This is a genomic window from Streptomyces sp. NBC_01237 (assembly GCF_035917275.1).
GTDB lineage: Bacteria > Actinomycetota > Actinomycetes > Streptomycetales > Streptomycetaceae > Streptomyces.
Map to the genome: position 1 here is coordinate 5,620,865 of NZ_CP108508.1, position 17,995 is coordinate 5,638,859.

General features: G+C 70.5%; 14 protein-coding genes. 11 read left to right on the plus strand and 3 right to left on the minus strand.

Features of this window, described 5'->3' with window-relative positions; all coding sequences use genetic code 11:
• Window positions 1-36: 36 nt before the first annotated feature.
• Together OG251_RS25220 and OG251_RS25225 are read right to left on the minus strand one after the other, a co-directional pair.
• A complete protein-coding gene (locus OG251_RS25220; protein ID WP_326679265.1) occupies window positions 37-1,410 on the minus strand; it encodes a polysialyltransferase family glycosyltransferase in 1,374 nt (457 codons plus the stop codon).
• Window positions 1,407-2,390: a glycosyltransferase family 2 protein gene (locus OG251_RS25225; RefSeq protein ID WP_326679266.1), complete on the minus strand. Its 984-nt coding sequence runs from the start codon at window positions 2,388-2,390 to the stop codon at window positions 1,407-1,409. Before OG251_RS25225 ends, OG251_RS25220 begins: the two co-directional genes overlap by 4 nt.
• Before the next feature lie 187 nt (window positions 2,391-2,577).
• Between OG251_RS25225 and OG251_RS25230 the strand changes: the two genes are divergently transcribed.
• From OG251_RS25230 to OG251_RS25245, 4 genes are read left to right on the plus strand one after another with little or no spacing between them, the layout of a single operon-like run.
• Window positions 2,578-3,957: a DUF6716 putative glycosyltransferase gene (locus OG251_RS25230; RefSeq protein ID WP_326679267.1), complete on the plus strand. Its 1,380-nt coding sequence runs from the start codon at window positions 2,578-2,580 to the stop codon at window positions 3,955-3,957.
• A gap of 20 nt (window positions 3,958-3,977) precedes the next feature.
• A complete protein-coding gene (locus OG251_RS25235) occupies window positions 3,978-5,315 on the plus strand; it encodes an N-acylneuraminate cytidylyltransferase (RefSeq protein WP_326679268.1) in 1,338 nt (445 codons plus the stop codon).
• Between the two features lie 13 nt (window positions 5,316-5,328).
• On the plus strand, window positions 5,329-6,255 hold the full coding sequence (locus tag OG251_RS25240; protein ID WP_326679269.1) for an N-acetylneuraminate synthase family protein: 927 nt from the start codon (window positions 5,329-5,331) through the stop codon (window positions 6,253-6,255).
• A 10-nt stretch (window positions 6,256-6,265) separates the two neighbouring features.
• Window positions 6,266-7,315 (plus strand): hypothetical protein, encoded by a 1,050-nt coding sequence (locus tag OG251_RS25245; RefSeq protein ID WP_326679270.1) that lies wholly within the window; start codon window positions 6,266-6,268, stop codon window positions 7,313-7,315.
• A gap of 124 nt (window positions 7,316-7,439) precedes the next feature.
• Here the strand turns inward: OG251_RS25245 and OG251_RS25250 are convergent, their stop codons facing one another.
• Window positions 7,440-9,104, minus strand: coding sequence for a VCBS repeat-containing protein (locus OG251_RS25250; RefSeq protein WP_326679271.1), 1,665 nt, complete (start codon window positions 9,102-9,104; stop codon window positions 7,440-7,442).
• A gap of 396 nt (window positions 9,105-9,500) precedes the next feature.
• Between OG251_RS25250 and OG251_RS25255 the strand changes: the two genes are divergently transcribed.
• The 7 genes from OG251_RS25255 to OG251_RS25285 all read left to right on the plus strand — a co-directional run bounded on the left by OG251_RS25255 (window position 9,501) and on the right by OG251_RS25285 (window position 17,947).
• Window positions 9,501-10,739 (plus strand): amidohydrolase, encoded by a 1,239-nt coding sequence (locus OG251_RS25255; RefSeq protein ID WP_326681412.1) that lies wholly within the window; start codon window positions 9,501-9,503, stop codon window positions 10,737-10,739.
• Between the two features lie 160 nt (window positions 10,740-10,899).
• On the plus strand, window positions 10,900-11,949 hold the full coding sequence (locus OG251_RS25260) for a BMP family lipoprotein (protein ID WP_326679272.1): 1,050 nt from the start codon (window positions 10,900-10,902) through the stop codon (window positions 11,947-11,949).
• A gap of 253 nt (window positions 11,950-12,202) precedes the next feature.
• Complete coding sequence (locus OG251_RS25265) at window positions 12,203-13,786, plus strand: ABC transporter ATP-binding protein (protein WP_326681413.1); 1,584 nt, start codon at window positions 12,203-12,205, stop codon at window positions 13,784-13,786.
• Complete coding sequence (locus OG251_RS25270) at window positions 13,783-14,901, plus strand: ABC transporter permease (protein WP_326679273.1); 1,119 nt, start codon at window positions 13,783-13,785, stop codon at window positions 14,899-14,901. The genes OG251_RS25265 and OG251_RS25270 overlap by 4 nt, the downstream gene beginning before the upstream one ends.
• Complete coding sequence (locus OG251_RS25275) at window positions 14,898-16,163, plus strand: ABC transporter permease (protein ID WP_073718214.1); 1,266 nt, start codon at window positions 14,898-14,900, stop codon at window positions 16,161-16,163. Before OG251_RS25270 ends, OG251_RS25275 begins: the two co-directional genes overlap by 4 nt.
• Window positions 16,160-16,585 (plus strand): cytidine deaminase, encoded by a 426-nt coding sequence (locus OG251_RS25280; RefSeq protein ID WP_326679274.1) that lies wholly within the window; start codon window positions 16,160-16,162, stop codon window positions 16,583-16,585. The genes OG251_RS25275 and OG251_RS25280 overlap by 4 nt, the downstream gene beginning before the upstream one ends.
• Before the next feature lie 84 nt (window positions 16,586-16,669).
• On the plus strand, window positions 16,670-17,947 hold the full coding sequence (locus OG251_RS25285) for a thymidine phosphorylase (RefSeq protein WP_326679275.1): 1,278 nt from the start codon (window positions 16,670-16,672) through the stop codon (window positions 17,945-17,947).
• Window positions 17,948-17,995 lie beyond the last annotated feature (48 nt).

The following is a 17,995-nucleotide window of genomic DNA, read 5'->3' on the forward strand; positions in this document are numbered from 1 at the left end:
CCGCCCCACCGTTCGTGGCCCTCACCGCGACCGTGACTACCGGCGCACCGCCCGCCGCAGCGACCGCGCCCGCTTCGCCACCCTGCGTACCGTCGCGTTGCGCGGCAGGAAGGCGAACTGGGACGGCACCGCCCCCGGCAGCGCCAGCGACGTGAGACGGCGCCGCTTGAAGTACCGCCAGGTCGACGGCGTCAGCCGCGCCGCGAGATACCGCTCCGCGTCCGGCCGCAGCCCCGGATAGATCTTCGGCTGCATGGCGAACCCGACCGCGGCGACCAGCGCGGACACCTCCGTCTCGGCGCCGTCCGAAGGCCGCTGCTCCAGCACCGCCGCCCGGTCACCGAGCTCGGGCAGCAGCACGTCCACCAGGGTGACCGGCATCCGGTTGCTGTTCTCGTACGGGGAGAGCCGGTCCAGCAGCACTTCCGTACCGACCCGGGCGACCGGCAGCCCGTAGAACACGGACGCGGTGAGCAGCGCCGTCGAGAAGCAGCCGACGACCAGTGCGGGCCGCATCCGTTCGTAGAGGACCTCCGCGAGAACGGGCGCGGTGAGTATCCCGGCGTCCAGCACGGTCAGTTCGGCACCCAGCCGCTCCGCCTCCGCCTCCATCGCCTTCGACCAGTGGGCCGGGGCCGTCGGATGCGGCTTGAACACCAGGCGGGTGTGGCCGAGCGCCACCGCGCCCCGCATCATCCGCAGATGCAGGTTCTCCTCCTCGGCGGCGGAGATCAGCCCCAGCGCGGAGAGGTACTGGCCGAGCAGCAGCGCGGGCGCCTCGACGGACGGCAGACCGGCCGGTACGCCGGCCAGCTCGCCCAGCACCTTGCGGAAGCTCTCGGTCCGCACGATCTGCGGCAGCACCCCGAACTCGGTGAGCAGCAACGGCTTCAGACCCGGCACCAGATCCAGGTGCAGCAGTCGCCGTACCCGCGTCCCGACCAGCGGATCTATCTTGTTGCGGGTGGGTCCGTAGCTCATCAGCCCGTCGGCGTACACATCGATCGGCACCCCGGTGAAGATCTGGGCGATCGCCATGGCGGGGTTGACCTGGATCGACTCGACCGTCAGCTCGACGGCGTCGTCGCCGAGCCCCCAGACCAGCCGCAGATGCCGTTCCCACAGGGGTACGTCGTCGGGGCGCGGGGACCAATGGCCCGGGTGGAACGGGGCGATCGTCTCGTTCCACGACACCACGTCGTCGAAGCGGCCGCGCAGCAGCTCGAAGCCCGGCATCGCGTCGAGGGCCGGGGTGGTCTCCGGGATCGCGGCGTTGTTGCAGACGAGCAGGATGCGGCGGTCGGCCGGACCGAAGCAGTCGGTGTCCAGCGCGGCGGCGAGCGTGGCCGCGCCGTACAGGGTGGAGGCGGCGAAGATCTGCGTCGTGCGGCGCGTCGAGGGGAAGCTCATGCTGCCGTCGCCTCCTTCGCGGCGGCGGGCCGCCGCCGCAGCCGGCGCAGCAGGGTCGCGCGCTGGACGTCCATGGAGTCGAGCGCTTCGTCCAGCACCGGCTGCGGCATGCGCTTGAGCGCCGCCGAGCTGAGCGATTTCAGGGTGCGTGCCACGGACGGTTCGAACCTCTCGATCGAGGCCATGTGATGGGAAATGATCGCGCAGTACGTACGTACCGCTTTCGGCAGCAGCAGATTCGCGTCGCGGTCCTCTGCCGTTTCCCGGACGACCTGGTCGAATGAGCGAATGAAATCGAGCTGACGCACATCGCCGATCTGGGTCAGTGAGGAAGCCACTCCGCGCCGGTAGAAAATTCCCAGCATTCCGAGCACCGCGAAGGAATCCGCGCTGCGGTGCAGCCGCCAGATCCACGGCCGGTCCTCGGCGGTGCGCAGCCCGTCCGTGAAGTGCAGCAGTCCGCGGTCCAGCAGCCTGCGGTGGTAGAGCCCCGCCCAGGCGTACGGATAGTCCACCGAGGTGGACCGGTCGGCGGGCAGGATCGCCTCGCGCGGGTCCGTCACGCTGTCGCGCCTGCCGTGCGGGACGCGGTGCACCGTACGGCTCGCGCCCTCCACCTGGACATGGTCGGTGCGGACGAAGTCGCACCCCAACGCCTCGGTGCGGGCGAGCAGTTCGGTGTAGAAACCGGGGGCCAGCCAGTCGTCCCCGTCCAGGAAGGCGAGGTACTGGCCGCGCGCCGCGTCCAGCCCGGTGTTGCGGGCGGTGGCCAGCCCCCCGTTCCGTTCGTGTCTGAGCACGACCACCCCCGGGATGTCGTCCTGGGAACGGCGCAGGATGTCCGCCGTCCCGTCGGTCGAGCAGTCGTCGACAAGGATGAACTCGAAGTCCTCGCGGGCATTGGCCCGTAGGCTTCTGAGGGTTTCGGGCGCGTATGTCTGCACGTTGAAGAACGGCACGATGACGGAGAGCTTAACCACCCGCATCACGCTAGGGCGAGCCCCGGCATTTGCCTTGTCCCCACGGGGGACGGTCGGTGAACGGCGAATGTCGGAATGATGAACCAGGCCGATTCCGGGGCCGATTCGCCAATCGTCGGCGGGCTGTTAACCATTTGTTGCCGCTCCGTTGGGCCGCCCATCCGAATGCCTTCCTAACTTCTACGACGTGCCCCCACGTACCAGCAATACGGCCGATCCGGCTGAAACCGCCGCCGCGGACCCCGCGGCGCTGCGGGTAGCCGTCCTCGCCGACTCCGACACCCGGTGGAAATGGGGCGCGCTCACCGCGCGCCGGCTGACCGCCGCGTCCACGACCGGCGGGCGCCCCGTCGAGATCAGCGGACTGCTGCTGCGCGGCCGGGCCACCCCGACTCCCCGGCAGCTCGCCGAGGTCGGTGAGGTCGGCATCGCCGCCGACCGGGTGCGTGAGGTGACCGCCGTCGAGTTCCTGCGCACGGTACGGGAGGAGGCGTACGACCTCGTCGTGCTCTCCCTCGTCGGCGGCGGCGTCCAGGCCATGCTGCACGGACTCGCCGCCCTGCGGCTGGACCGCAGGCCCGTGGTCGTCACCGGCTATGTCGGGGTCGTCTACGAGAAGCTGGCCGACGGACTCCTGCTGCGGCACGGCGCCGATGTCGTCCTCGCCAACTCCCGCCACGACGCGGAGCGGTTCCGGGCCGTGTACGAGGGAGTGGGCGCCGACGCCTCGGCCGTCACGGAGGCCGCGCTGCCGTTCCTCGGCGGCGAGCCGCACCGGCCCCAGGAGGGCCGCGACACCGTGGTGTTCGCCGCCCAGCCCTCCGTACCGGCCTCCCGCGCCGACCGCACGTACCTGCTGCGCAGGCTCGTCGAGCACGCCCGGCTGCACCCGCGCCGCGAGGTGCTGCTGAAGCTGCGCTCCAAGCCGGGCGAGCACACCACGCACATCGAGGAGCTGCCCTACCAGCGCCTCGCGGAGAAGCTGCCCGGCGGCCTCCCGCCCAACTTCCGTCTGGTGTACGGGCACATGGGCGAGGTCCTGGACCGTACCGACCTGCTGGTCACCGTCTCCTCGACGGCCGCGCTGGAGTCCCTGCACCGGCGCATCCCGACCGCCGTCCTGACCGACCTGGGCATCCGCGAAACCCTCGGCAACCACCACTTCATCGGCTCCGGACTGCTCACCTCCTGGGACCGGCTCGACGGCGGCATCCGCCCGAGGCCCGACGAGGAGTGGCTGTCCGGCCAGGGCGTCGCCGCCGACGGCACGTACGCGGGTTCCTACGACCGGGCCCGCGCCCGGGTCGACGCCCTGCTGAACCGCGGCCCGCTCCCCACCCTGTCCCCCTACTACACGCCCGCCACCGCCCCCGGCTACCTCCCCGGCATCCTCGCCCGCCACCACCTGGCCCCCGACGGTCACCCGCTGCCCGGCGCGGCGGCCCCCCAGGAGACCGGCCGGGTACGGGGCGCGGTGCGCGAGACCGTACGCAACGCGGCGCGCGGCGCCTACCGCCAGGGCGTCCAGCGGGTCGCCCCCGTGATCCGCCGGATGGGCGAGCTGTGACCACCACCCCAGGAGCATCGATGACGCCGCCCCAGACCCCCGCGACCACCCCGGACCCCGCGCGGACGCCCGCCCGGACCCCCGCGAAGCCCACCGTGCTCGCCGTGATCCCCGCCCGCGGCGGATCCAAGGGCGTCCCCGCCAAGAACCTCGCCCCGGTCGGCGGCGTACCGCTGGTCGCCCGCGCGGTCCACGCCTGCCTCGGCGCCCCCGAGGTCACCGACGTCGTCGTCACGACCGACGACGCGGCCATCGCGGAGGCGGCCCGGACGGCGGCCGAGGCGTACGGCGCCGCCCACCGGCTGCACTGCGTCCAGCGCCCCGAGGCCATCGCCGGGGACACCGCCACCAGCGAGGCGGCCGTCCTGCACGCCCTCGACGCGTACGAGGCCCTGCGCGGCCGGAGCGTCGACGTGGTGCTGCTGGTCCAGTGCACCAGCCCGTTCGTCGCCCGCGAGGACATCGACGGCGTCGCCAGGGCGGTCGCCCACGAAGGCGCCGACACGGCCGTCACCGTCGCCCCGTTCCACGGCTTCGTGTGGCGCGACGGGTCCGCGGTGGAGGAGGGCAGCTACGGCGTCAACCACGACAAGGCCGTCCGCCCCATGCGCCAGGCCCGTCCGCAGGACCTGCTGGAGACCGGCGCCGCGTACGCCATGGACGTGGCGGGCTTCCGTACCCACCGCCACCGCTTCTTCGGCCACACCGCCCTGGTGCGCACCGACCCGGCCCGGGTGCTGGAGGTCGACGACCCGCACGACCTGGCCCGCGCCCGCGCGCTCGCCCCGCTCCTGGACCCGGCCCCGCTGCCCACCCGCGCGGACATCGACGCCGTCGTCCTCGATTTCGACGGCACCCAGACCGACGACCGGGTCATGATCGACTCCGAGGGCCGCGAGACCGTCGCCGTGCACCGGGGCGACGGCCTGGGCATCGCCGCGCTGCGCAGGTCGGGCCTGCCGCTCCTGATCCTGTCCACGGAGCAGAACCCGGTCGTCGCCGCCCGCGCCCGCAAGCTCAAGGTCCCCGTCCTGCACGGCATCGACCGCAAGGACGAGGCGCTCAAGCAGTGGTGCGACGAGCAGTCCATCGCCCCCGAACGCGTCCTCTACGTCGGCAACGACGTCAACGACCTGCCCTGCTTCGACCTGGCGGGCTGGCCCGTCGCGGTCGCCAGTGCCCATGACTCGGTGCGCGCGGCGGCGCGCGCCGTCACGACCACCCCCGGCGGGTTCGGCGCCATCCGCGAGATCGCGGCGTGGCTGCTGGGCCCCACGCTCACCGGCACGGGCCTCCCCGCCACCTCTGTCCCCACCGGCGTCCCCGCCACCTCTGTCCCCACCGTCCCCACCAAGTAAGGAACGCACCACCATGAACACCTCCCGTCTGCGCACGTTCGGTACCCGCACCGCCGGCCCCGGCCGGCCCGTCTACATCACCGGCGAGATCGGCATCAACCACAACGGTGACCTCGACAACGCCCTCGCGCTGATCGACGTGGCCGCCGAAGCCGGCTGCGACGCCGTCAAGTTCCAGAAGCGCACCCCGGAGATCTGCACCCCGCGCGACCAGTGGGACATCGAGCGCGACACCCCCTGGGGCCGGATGACGTACATCGACTACCGCCACCGCGTCGAGTTCGGCGAGGACGAGTACCGCACCATCGCCGAGCACTGCGCCAAGCGCGGCATCGACTGGTTCGCCTCCCCGTGGGACACCGAGGCCGTCGCGTTCCTGGAGAAGTTCGACGTCCCCGCGCACAAGGTGGCCTCGGCCTCCCTCACCGACGACGAGCTGCTGCGCGCGCTGCGCGCCACCGGCCGCACCGTCATCCTCTCCACCGGCATGTCGACCCCGCGCCAGATCCGCCACGCGGTGGAGGTCCTCGGCTCGGACAACATCCTGCTCTGCCACGCCACGTCGACGTACCCGGCGAAGGCCGAGGAGCTCAACCTGCGGGTCATCAACACCCTTCAGCAGGAGTACCCCAACGTGCCGATCGGCTACAGCGGCCACGAGACGGGCCTCCAGACCACGCTGGCGGCCGTCGCGCTCGGCGCCACCTTCGTGGAGCGCCACATCACCCTCGACCGCGCCATGTGGGGCTCCGACCAGGCCGCCTCCGTCGAGCCGCAGGGCCTGACCCGCCTGGTCCGCGACATCCGCACCATCGAGGCCTCCCTCGGCGACGGCGTGAAGAAGGTCTACGAGTCGGAGCTCGGCCCGATGAAGAAGCTCCGCCGCGTCGCGGGCGTCGTCGCCGAGAGCGACGCGGCCCCCGAGCCGGTCGCGGTCTGAGCGCCGACCGGTGAACCTCGCCTTCGTCGAGAGCCCGGTCCAGCTCCTGAACGTCCTGGAGTGGACCCACAGCATGGGGGGACAGGACCCGGCCGCCACCACGGTCGTCGTCCTCCCCCCGGTCGACCCGATGTCGCGCGGCCAGCTGCGCAGGATGGCGGAGCTGGCCCGCGACGAGGGCATCACCGTCCGCTGGCAGGAGGCGCGCGGCGAGTCCGGCGCGCCTCTGAAGGCCCTGCGCGCCCTGACCGGGCTGGTCAGGCGGGCGGACCACATCGTGATCGGTGACCCGTTCTCGCGGTACGTACAGCTCCTGCTCACCCTGGTCCGCGCACCCCGCCTCACGGTGGTCGACGACGGCACGGCCACCATGGAGTTCGTCGCCCAACTGGCGCGCGGCGAGCGCCTGGTGCGCTGGCACCGCCGGGGCAGCAAGGGCCCGCGCGAACTGGTCCTGGCCCCGGTCACGGCCACCGCCCGCCGCCGCTTCACCCCATCGGCGACCCGCACGGTCGAGGTGTTCACCGCGATGCCGGTCGAGGCCCCGCCGGGCATCACGGTCAGCGCCAACGACTTCTCCTGGACCCGCAGCCGCTTCGGCCCGCCCCGCATCACCAAGGGCGCCGACCTGGTGGGCACTTCCCTGGTCGAGACGGGCGTCATCGACCCGGTCCCGTACCAGGAGGCGGTCGCCGCCCTGGCCCGCACCCACGGCGCGACCCGCTACTTCGCCCACCGCCGCGAGTCCGCGGAGAAGCTCCACGCCCTGGAAGCCGCCACCGGCCTGGAGATCGTCCGCCCGGACCTCCCCCTGGAACTCATCGCCCGCCGGGGCCCCATCGGCCGCACGGTCCTGAGCTTCCCCTCCACGGTCGTCCACACCCTCCCGCTGGCCCTGGCCGGCACGGGCGTCAAGGTCGCGGTCTGCGACATCGCCCCGGAATGGCTCCGCGACACGGCGTCCCCGCGCGCGCAGGGCTTCCTGAGCGGAGTCACGGAGACGGCCCGCGACGTACAGCGCCTGGCACCGTGGCGGGCCACGGCGGTGACGGAGGCATGAGAGGTGACAGAGGCATGAGAACGGAGGACTGAGCGAGCCGGCCCCTCACTTCTCGCGGCGCGGCTCGGCGACCGAAGACACCCTTTCGGGTGTCACCGGCCACCGCGCGCCGCCCCCTTGTGGATCAGCCGATCGGCCGGCCTTCGGCGAAGCCGAAGCTCTGGTCGTCCGCGACCCGTCCGGACCACAGCGTCATGGTGCCGTCCGGCGCCCGGCCCCACAGGTCGGCCACCGCGTCGCCGTCGAAATCCCCGACGGTACCGAGGTCGGGATGAGCCGCGGTGGTGAACCCCCGGGCGATCGTGACCCGGTTCGCGGGGTCGCCCCAGGTGGCGGGGTCGAGTTTGCCGTCGGCGCCCGCACCGCCGCGCACGCCCAGGACATCGCCGGTGGCCTTGTCGCGCAGCCACAGGTCCGCCAGGCCGTCGCCGTCGATGTCGCCGGGCGCGAGGACGGTGTAGTCGTCCCAGTCGATGCCCTCGACGAGGACGGGCACGCCCAGACGCGTCGATCCCACTCCGTAGTAGACCCAGAGACGCGACCCCTCCTGGACGAGCAGGTCGTGCTTGTCGTCACCGTTGACGTCACCCGGGGCGACGATCGCGTCGGCATCGTGCCAGTGGTCGTTCCCGGAGCCGAAGCAGCCGGAGTCCTCGTCCGGGAACGGGCACTTGACGGTCACCGGCTGCTTGCCGACATTCGCCGTGGTGCTCGCGACGCCGAGCCCGCTGTTGGAGTAGACCCACAGCTCCTTGCGCTGCTGGGCCGGACTGTACTCAAGCGTCACGAGGTCGACATAGCCGTCCTGCCCCCAGTCGCCGCGATAGGCGATCGACGCGTCCGCCAGGGTCTGCCCGCCACTGGTGGGCGGCGAGAAGGAACCGTCGCCCCGGCCCGCGTAGGTGAGCAGGTTCCCGTCGGGGTCGAGGCTCCAGATGTCCTTGTTGCCGTCACCGTTGAGATCCCCGGGGGCATCGGGTGCGGTGGCGCCGTTCGCGTAGAAGCGGTAGGTCATGGTGTCGGAGCGGTTGCCGGCTGCGTCAATGCTGTAGGCGTACAGACGATTGAGCCCCTTGTTGAGCGGGGTGTATGTAATAGCCGCTCCGCTGCCGGCGGATACGGAGACCTGGCGCAGTTGCGGTTCGGAATCCGTGTACCAGACGTATGTGACGACGTCATCGACGCCGTTGGCCCCCAGGGTGAAGGTCCCCGGGGTCCGCGCGTTTCCGGTGTTCTCGGGCCAGCCGTTGTCGCCGTCGGGGAATTCCTCCGAAGAAACCACGGGTGGCTTGTCCGGGCGGACGCGGTCCACGGAGAACACGCAGGAGTCCGTCCAGGCGGAGACGGCCCCGGCGGAGTCCTCGGCCCGGACTCGCCAGTGATAGGACCCGGTGGGCAGGTCGACCAGGGCTGTCGCGCTGGTACCCCGGGTGGCAGACACCGGCACCTCGGCGACAGGGCTCGTCCCCTCGCTCTCGAACACCTGGAACCGGGCTGTGAGATCGGCGGAGTCCACGTCGTCGACCCACGCGTAGAGCGCTGTCCGCGTATTGCCGACAGCGCCTCCGGTGCATGCCGTGGCGGGGCTGGTGCCGCGGCCGTAGGGCGTCTCGGGAGGAGTGTTCGGCACAGTCGTATTGGCCGTGGCCTCGAAGGAGGCCGAGGTGGCCGCCGCAGCGGGGGCCGGGGCGAGGACGCCGGCCCCCGCCAGGGCGGTGGCGACGGTGCCGAGAACGGCACGGTGCAGGGGCCGGTGTCTCTTTTTGCGTGGTTCCGGCGAACTGTTCATCGGTCTCCTCGTGAAAAATCCATCATTTCTTCATGATCGTAGGCTGCAATTCTTTATTGCAGGAAAGGGTTATTTCGACATGCCAGGAATAGGCACTCCTGGACGGGTCGAAAGCGAATATCACCGATGATGGTCAGTGGATTCACTCTTTACCCGGATATTCCGGGCGTGGATGAGGGGGAACTGTGTGCTCCTCGTGACGCGGCGAGCGGGCCGTTGCCGCGGCGTGGGGCGTCGGTGACGAGCCGGGCAGGCGTCGAGGGCGGCGGAGTCTACCCATGGCGCACACACACCACACGCGCCCGCGCCAACTTTTGTTCGCCTGAGCGGCTGAAGTTTTGTTGATCTGTGGCCAGTTGGGGGTGTGGGGGCCCTACCCTTCAACAGGTGAACCAGTTGAAGTCCCGCGCGTCCCGCACCGATGCCCTTGCCGAGCTGCCCGAGGGCGCCGCTCTGCCCGGCACGTTGTCCGAGGAGCTCCGTGCCGAGCTGATCGCCTTCCGCCGTGATCTGCACATGCACCCCGAGCTCGGCAACCAGGAGTTCCGCACCACCGCGGCCATCAAGGACCGGCTGGAGAAGGCCGGGCTGAAGCCGCGGGTGCTCTCCATCGGGACCGGGCTGATCTGTGACGTGGGGGAGTGGGACGGGGTGACGCCCATGCTGGCGTTGCGGGCCGACATCGACGCGCTGCCGATCCCGGACACCAAGGCGGGGGTTTCCTACCGGTCCACCGTGCCCGACCGGGCGCACGCCTGTGGGCATGACGTGCACACCGCCACCGTGCTGGGCGCCGGGCTCGTGCTGGCCGGGCTGGCGCGGCAGGGGCTGCTGCCGCGCGCCGTGCGGCTGATCTTCCAGCCCGCCGAGGAGGTCCTGCCGGGCGGGGCCGCCGACGCGATCGAGGCCGGGGTGCTGGAGGGTGTCGGGCGGATCATCGGGGTGCACTGCGACCCGAAGGTGGACGTCGGGCGGATCGGGCTGCGGATCGGGCCCATCACCTCCGCCTGCGACCGGCTGGAGGTGTCCCTCGACGGGCCCGGCGGGCACACCGCCCGGCCGCATCTGACCACCGACCTGGTCACCGCCGCCGCCCGGGTGGCCACCGACGTGCCCGCGCTGCTCGCCCGCCGGACCGACGCCCGCTCGGGGCTCGCCGTCACCTGGGGGCGGCTGGAGACCGGCCACATCTGCAATGTCATTCCGCAGCACGCGGAATTGTCCGGAACTGTTCGCTGCCTGGATCTGGCCGCCTGGCGGGGGGCGCCCGATCTGGTGCACGCGGCCATCGACGAGGTCGCGGGCATGCACGGGGCCAAGACCGTGATCAATTACGTGCGCGGGGTGCCGCCCGTGGTGAACGACGCCGAGACCATCGGACTGCTCGACGCCGCGATGACCGAGCGCCGCGGTTCCTACGCGATCGAGGACACCGAGCAGAGCCTCGGCGGGGAGGACTTCTCCTGGTACCTGGAGCACGTGCCGGGGGCCATGGCCCGGCTCGGCGTACGGACCCCCGGGGACACCCGGGGGCTTGACCTGCACCGGGGGAACTTCGACGTGGACGAGGAGGCGATCACCGTGGGTGTCGAACTCTTCACCGCCGCCGCGCTGCTCGACGGCAACCGTTCGTGAGCTGTTCGGGGGCCATTCGTGGACGGGCGGGACCGCTTCTGTTCGCGACGATCCGATAACGGCTTCCGTACGGGTCCTTATCTGACATCTACGCGCGTTACGATCGCCGCGAAACCAGCGCCGGAAGAGGCGCTTCGGTCAGGTTTGAAGGAGCCTTCCCTTGCGCCGGATCACCAGGATTGCCACCGTGGGCGTTGCGTCCGCGGCGCTTGCACTCACCGCCACCGCGTGTGGCGGAAAATCGTCGTCGGATGCGGGTTCCGACTCCAAGGACGGCAAGACCGCCATCGCGTACGACATCGGTGGCCGCGGCGACCAGTCGTTCAACGATGCCGCCTACGCCGGTCTGGCCAAGGCCGAGAAGGACCTCGGCATCAAGGGCACCGAGGCGGAGCCCTCCGACGGTGAGTCGGACGCCGACAAGGTGCAGCGCCTCACCGAGCTGGCCCGCGCCGGCAACAACCCGGTGATCGGCGTCGGCTTCGCCTACGCGCCCGCCATCAAGAAGGTCGCGCCGAAGTTCCCGAAGATCACCTTCGGGATCATCGACGACGCCTCGGTGACCGGCAAGAACATCGCCAACATCGTCTTCAACGAGGAGCAGGGCTCCTACCTCGCCGGTGTCGCCGCCGCCAAGGTCACCAAGACGAAGACGGTCGGCTTCATCGGCGGTGTCGAGACCCCGCTGATCAAGAAGTTCCAGGCCGGCTACGAGCAGGGCGTCAAGGACACCGACCCCTCGGTCAAGGTCCAGTCGCAGTACCTGACCCAGCCGCCGAACTTCGACGGCTTCTCCAAGCCCGACCTCGGCAAGGCCGCCGCCCAGGGCCAGCTCGACAAGAAGGCCGACGTGATCTACTCGGCGGCCGGTCTGGCCGGTTCCGGTGCGATCGAGGCCGTCTCCAAGGCCGGCAAGTGGAACATCGGCGTCGACTCCGACCAGTACCAGCAGAAGGGCCTCGCCGCCTACAAGGCGAGCATTCTGACCTCGGTCACCAAGGACGTCGAGGACTCGGTCTTCAACCTGATCAAGTCGGTCAAGGACGGCAAGCCGGAGACCGGTGAGATCCGCTACGGCCTGGACAAGGACGGCGTCGGCCTGTCGATGTCCAACCCGGCCTTCACCAAGATGACCGAGGTCATCGCCGCCGTGGACACGGCGAAGAAGGCCATCATCGACGGCAAGATCACCGTCAAGACCACCCCGTAACGGTTCCTGCCGTCCGGCTGGTTTCCTGTGGGCCCGGAGCGTGCGCGATGCCGCCGCTCCGGGCCTGCGGAGTACCCCACCACGAAGACCTCGAAGAAGATCCGCCTCTCGCAGTGCTCCTCCGTACCCGCCCGGAACGAAGCGTCCGGGCCGTGCTGTGCACCTGTGTTTTACGATTCGGCAGCGCTACGCGTGTAGACAGCCCTCCGGCGCGATAACTTCACCCCGCCCCCCAGCCCCTCCGCCCCCGCTCCTGTCCGGCCAAGGAGAGTGCGTCATCAACGCGTCCAGCAGCCCCCCCGCCGTAGAACTGCACGGCATCACCAAGCGTTTCCCCGGCGTCGTCGCCAACCACAACATCGACATCACCATCGGCAAGGGCACGGTTCACGCGCTCGTCGGTGAGAACGGGGCGGGCAAGTCCACCCTGATGAAGATCCTCTACGGCATGCAGAAGCCGGACGAGGGCACCATCGCGATCGACGGCGACGAGGTCACGTTCGGCAACCCCGGCGAGGCGATCGCCCGCGGCATCGGCATGGTGCACCAGCACTTCATGCTCGCCGACAACTTCACCGTCCTGGAGAACGTGGTTCTCGGCGGCGAGAAGCTGTACGGCATCGGCGCCGCAGCCCGTAAGAAGATCAAGGAGATCTCCGACGCCTACGGTCTGGGGGTCCGGCCCGACGCGCTCGTCGAGGACCTCGGAGTCGCCGACCGCCAGCGCGTGGAGATCCTCAAGGTCCTCTACCGCGGCGCCCGCATCCTCATCCTGGACGAGCCGACCGCCGTGCTCGTGCCGCAGGAGGTCGACGCGCTCTTCGACAACCTCCGCGAGCTCAAGGCAGAGGGCCTGACCGTCATCTTCATCTCGCACAAGCTGGGCGAGGTCCTGTCGGTCGCCGACGACATCACGGTGATCCGCCGCGGTACGACGGTGGGCACCGCCGACCCGGCGAACACCACCACCAAGCAGCTCGCCGAACTGATGGTCGGCAGCGAGCTCCCCTCGCCCGAGACCCGTGAGTCCACGGTGACCGACGTCCCGATGCTCCGCGTCGAGGACCTCGCGCTCAGCGTGACCGACCCCGACGGAGCCGTCCGCGACGTGCTCGCCGGTGTCGGCTTCACCATCCACAAGGGCGAGGTCCTCGGGATCGCCGGGGTCGAGGGCAACGGCCAGACCGAGCTGATCGAGACCCTGATGGGGATGCGGAACCCGGACGGCGGGGTGATCACCCTCGACACCGACGACATCTCGCACGTTCCCACGCGCAAGCGGCGGGAGAGCGGCATCGGATACATCCCCGAGGACCGCCACCGGCACGGCGTCCTGCTGGACGCGCCGCTGTGGGAGAACCGCATCCTCGGCCATGTCACCGAGAAGCCCAACAGCCGGGGCTGGCTGCTGGAGCCGAAGGCGGCCCGCGTCGACACCGAGCGCATCGTGCGCGAGTACGACGTGCGCACCCCCGGCATCGAGGTCACCGCGGGATCGCTCTCCGGCGGCAACCAGCAGAAGCTGATCGTCGGCCGCGAGATGAGCCACGCCCCGAAGCTTCTGATCGCCGCGCACCCCACCCGGGGCGTGGACGTCGGTGCCCAGGCGCAGATCTGGGACCAGATCCGCGAGGCGCGCCGCGAGGGGCTGGCCGTCCTGCTCATCTCCGCGGACCTGGACGAGCTGATCGGGCTCTCCGACACCCTGCGCGTCATGTACCGCGGCCGACTGGTCGCCGACGCCGACCCGGCCACCATCACCCCGGAGGAACTGGGCTCGGCCATGACCGGCGCCGCCACCGGTCACCTCGAAAGCCCGGAGGACGAGGCCCGATGAAGAAGATCGACAAGGACCGGCTGATTCTGGGCTTCGCCGGCCCGGTCCTCGCCCTGGTCGTCGCCATCGCACTCACCACGGTGGTGCTGCTGGCCTCCGGCCGTAACCCCTTCGAGCCGTACCGGCTGATGTTCGAGTCGGCGTCGTACGTCGACGTACAGGTCCTGATCGTCAACCAGGCCGGTACGTACTACCTCGCCGCACTCGCCGTCGCCATCGGCTTCCGGATGAACCTCTTCAACATCGGGGTCGACGGTCAGTACCGCCTCGCCGCGATGATGGCCGCGCTCGTCGGGGCCAGCGTCAGCCTGCCGGGGCCGCTCCAGATCGCGCTGATCGTCATCGTCGCGATGCTGGTCGGTGCCTTCTGGGCGGGCATCGCGGGCTTCCTGAAGACCACCCGCGGAGTCAGCGAGGTCGTCTCGACGATCATGCTCAACTCCATCGCCACCGCGCTGGTCGCCTGGCTCATCCTGCCGAAGAACTTCGGTGAGCAGCCGCCGGGCTCCAACAACCTGACCACCGGCGACATCCCGGAGTCCGGCTGGTTCCCCGGCCTGTCCATGGGCGCCGAAGCCGGTGAGATCTACGGGTTCACCTTCGTCGCCGCGGGCTGCGGCCTCGTCTACTGGTTCGTGCTCAACCGCACCCGGTTCGGCTTCGACCTGCGGGCCACGGGCGCCAGCGAGAGCGCCGCCCAGGCATCCGGTGTGGACGCCAAGAAGATGATCCTCACCTCGATGCTGATCTCCGGGGCGGTCGCCGGTCTCGCCGGCATGCCGACCCTGCTCGGCGACACGCACACCTACAGCCTCGACTTCCCGACCGGCATCGGCTTCACCGGCATCACCATCGCGCTGCTGGGCCGGAACAACCCGCTGGGCATCGCCTTCAGCGCCCTGCTGATCGCGTTCCTGGACAAGTCGTCGGCCTCTCTCGACCAGTTCGGGTACGAGAAGGAGATCGCCACGATCATGCAGGGCCTGATCGTGATCTCGGTCGTCGTCAGCTACGAACTGGTCCGCCGGTACGGCATCAAGCGCCAGCAGCAGAAGGTCGGCGAGGAACTCGCCGCCGGGAACGCCCTCACGACCGAGAAGGAGGCGGCACTGTGAGCACCAGCAAGGTCTCCGCCGCAACCGCCGCCCCCAAGAAGGGCACCGGGCGCCGCAAGCTCTCCCTGCCCGTCGTCCTCCTGATCATCGCGGGTGCGCTCGCCCTGGTCTCCCTGGTCCGTCTGATCAGCGGCGCCGACGACGTGACCTCCGTGGGTCAGGTCGCGGGCGCGCTGGAACTGGCCGTTCCGATCGGCCTGGCCGGGCTCGGCGGCCTGTGGGCCGAACGCGCCGGCGTCGTCAACATCGGCCTCGAAGGCATGATGGTGCTGGGTACCTGGTTCGGTGCCTGGGCCGGATTCCAGTGGGGTCCCTGGGTCGGCGTGCTGTTCGGCATCCTCGGCGGCGCGCTCGGCGGGCTGCTGCACGCGGTCATCACCGTCACCTTCGGCGTGAACCACATCGTCTCCGGTGTGGCCATCAACATCCTCGCCGTCGGTCTCACCCGCTACCTCTCCAACTTCGCCTTCGACGGCGTCGAGGGCGGTTCGTCCAAGCAGTCGCCGCGCATCGATCCGATCGACAAGATCACCATTCCAGGGTTGTCCGACTGGATGCAGGATCTGCAACAACACCACTGGTTCCTGATCTCCGACATCGCGGGCATCATCGGCGGACTCGTCACCGGCCTGTCCCTGCTGACGGTCGTCGCCCTGCTGCTGATCCCCGCCACCTGGTGGATCCTGTGGCGCACGGCGTTCGGTCTGCGGCTGCGTTCCTGCGGTGAGAGCCCGGTGGCCGCCGAGACGCTCGGCGTCAACGTCTACAAGTACAAGTACATCGCCGTCACGGTCTCCGGCGGTCTGGCGGGACTCGGCGGGGCCTTCCTGGCGATCGTCGCCACCGGCATCTACCAGGAGAACCAGACCGGCGGACGCGGTTACATCGGTCTCGCCGCCATGATCTTCGGCAACTGGATGCCGGGCGGCATGGCGCTGGGCGCGGGCCTCTTCGGCTTCACCGACAGCCTCAAGCTGCGTGGCGGCGCCGAGAACGTGCACGCGATGCTGCTGTTGCTGGCGATCCTGCTGGTGATCGTGGTGTTCTGGCAGCTGTACCGCAAGAAGTACGTTGCCGCGGTGATCTCGGCGGCCATCTCCGCGCTGCTGTTCACCTGGTACGCGCTGACCGACCAGGTACCGAGCCAGTTCGTCGACGCCGCCCCGTACGTCACGACGCTGCTGGTCCTCTCGCTCTCCGCGCAACGGCTGCGCATGCCGAAGGCGGACGGCGTGACCTATCGCAAGGGCGAAGGCAAGTGACACCGCCGCCGGACGCCGCGGCGCCCGTCGAGGCGCCGCCGGTCGACTGGGCGGCCCTGCGCACCGCCGCACGGGAGGCCATGTCCCGTGCGTACGCGCCGTACTCGGGCTATCCGGTCGGCGTCGCGGCCCTGGTGGACGACGGCCGCACGATCGTCGGCTGCAACGTGGAGAACGCCTCGTACGGCCTCTCGCTGTGCGCCGAGTGCGGCCTGGTCTCCCGGCTGCACGCCACCGGCGGCGGCCGGCTGACCCACTTCACCTGCGTGGACGGGACCGGGGCGATCCTGGTCCCGTGCGGCAGGTGCAGGCAGCTGCTCTACGAGTTCGGGGGGCCGGAACTCGTCCTGGAGACCCCGGACGGCCTGCGTACGCTCGACGAGATGCTGCCGCAGGCGTTCGGGCCGCAGAACCTCGGCTGACCCGCGCCGGGCACCCCCGCACCGGGTGCCCGGCCCCACCCCCACCCTCATGTACGAGCAACACGGCCGGAAGGACTCCAGACCATGGACGCCATCTCCGTCATCCGCACCAAGCGGGACCGAGGCGAGCTGACCCCCGAGCAGATCGACTGGGTCATCGACGCGTACACCCGCGGCGCGGTCGCCGACGAGCAGATGTCCGCGCTGGCCATGGCGATCCTGCTGAACGGCATGAACCGCACCGAGATCGCCCGCTGGACCGCCGCGATGATCGCCTCCGGCGAGCGGATGAGCTTCGCCGAACTCTCCCGCCCCACCACCGACAAGCACTCCACCGGTGGCGTCGGCGACAAGATCACGCTGCCGCTCGCCCCGCTGGTCGCCGCCTGCGGCGCCGCCGTGCCGCAGCTCAGCGGCCGCGGTCTCGGCCACACCGGCGGCACCCTCGACAAGCTGGAGTCCATCCCCGGCTGGCGCGCCCACCTCTCGAACGAGGAGATGCGGCACGTCCTGGACACCACCGGCGCGGTCATCTGCGCCGCCGGTGACGGGCTCGCCCCCGCCGACAAGAAGCTGTACGCGCTGCGCGATGTCACCGGCACCGTCGAGGCCATCCCGCTGATCGCCAGCTCGATCATGTCCAAGAAGATCGCCGAGGGGACCGGCGCCCTCGTCCTGGACGTCAAGGTCGGCTCCGGCGCCTTCATGAAGACCATCGAGGACGCCCGCGAGCTGGCCTCCACCATGGTCGCGCTCGGCACCGACAGCGGCGTACGGACGGTCGCGCTGCTCACGGACATGGCCACCCCGCTCGGCCTCGCCGCGGGCAACGCCCTGGAGGTCCGGGAATCGGTGGAGGTGCTGGCCGGCGGCGGTCCGCAGGACGTCATCGACCTCACCCTGGCACTCGCCCGCGAGATGCTGGACGCGGCCGGGCTCAAGGACGCCGACCCGGAGAAGGCCCTGGCCGACGGTTCCGCGATGGACGTGTGGCGCCGCATGATCTCCGCCCAGGGCGGCGACCCGGACGCCGCGCTCCCCGTCGCCCGCGAGCAGCACGTGGTCACCGCACGCTCCACCGGCGTACTGACCCGCCTGGACGCGTACGACATCGGCGTCGCCGCCTGGCGCCTGGGCGCGGGCCGGGCCCGCAAGGAGGACCCGGTGCAGGCGGGCGCGGGCGTGGAGCTGCACGCCAGGCCCGGCGACACCGTGACCGAGGGGCAGCCGCTGCTGACGCTGCACACGGACACCCCGGAGAAGTTCGACTACGCGCTGAAGGCCCTGCCCGACGCGTACGACATCGCCCCGGCCGGTACGGAGTTCGCCCCGCTGCCCGTGGTGCGCGAGCGCATCGCGTAACCGGGCGGGACAACACGCGCGGCCCGCCGCACGGATCTCGAAGATCCG

Coding starts and splice junctions, on each gene's coding strand:
- OG251_RS25235 (WP_326679268.1), top strand. CDS start 3,978: ATGACGCCGCCCCAGACCCCCGCGACCACCCCGGACCCCGCGCGGACG.
- OG251_RS25270 (WP_326679273.1), top strand. CDS start 13,783: ATGAAGAAGATCGACAAGGACCGGCTGATTCTGGGCTTCGCCGGCCCG.
- OG251_RS25250 (WP_326679271.1), bottom strand. CDS start 9,104: ATGAACAGTTCGCCGGAACCACGCAAAAAGAGACACCGGCCCCTGCAC.
- OG251_RS25285 (WP_326679275.1), top strand. CDS start 16,670: ATGGACGCCATCTCCGTCATCCGCACCAAGCGGGACCGAGGCGAGCTG.
- OG251_RS25240 (WP_326679269.1), top strand. CDS start 5,329: ATGAACACCTCCCGTCTGCGCACGTTCGGTACCCGCACCGCCGGCCCC.
- OG251_RS25220 (WP_326679265.1), bottom strand. CDS start 1,410: ATGAGCTTCCCCTCGACGCGCCGCACGACGCAGATCTTCGCCGCCTCC.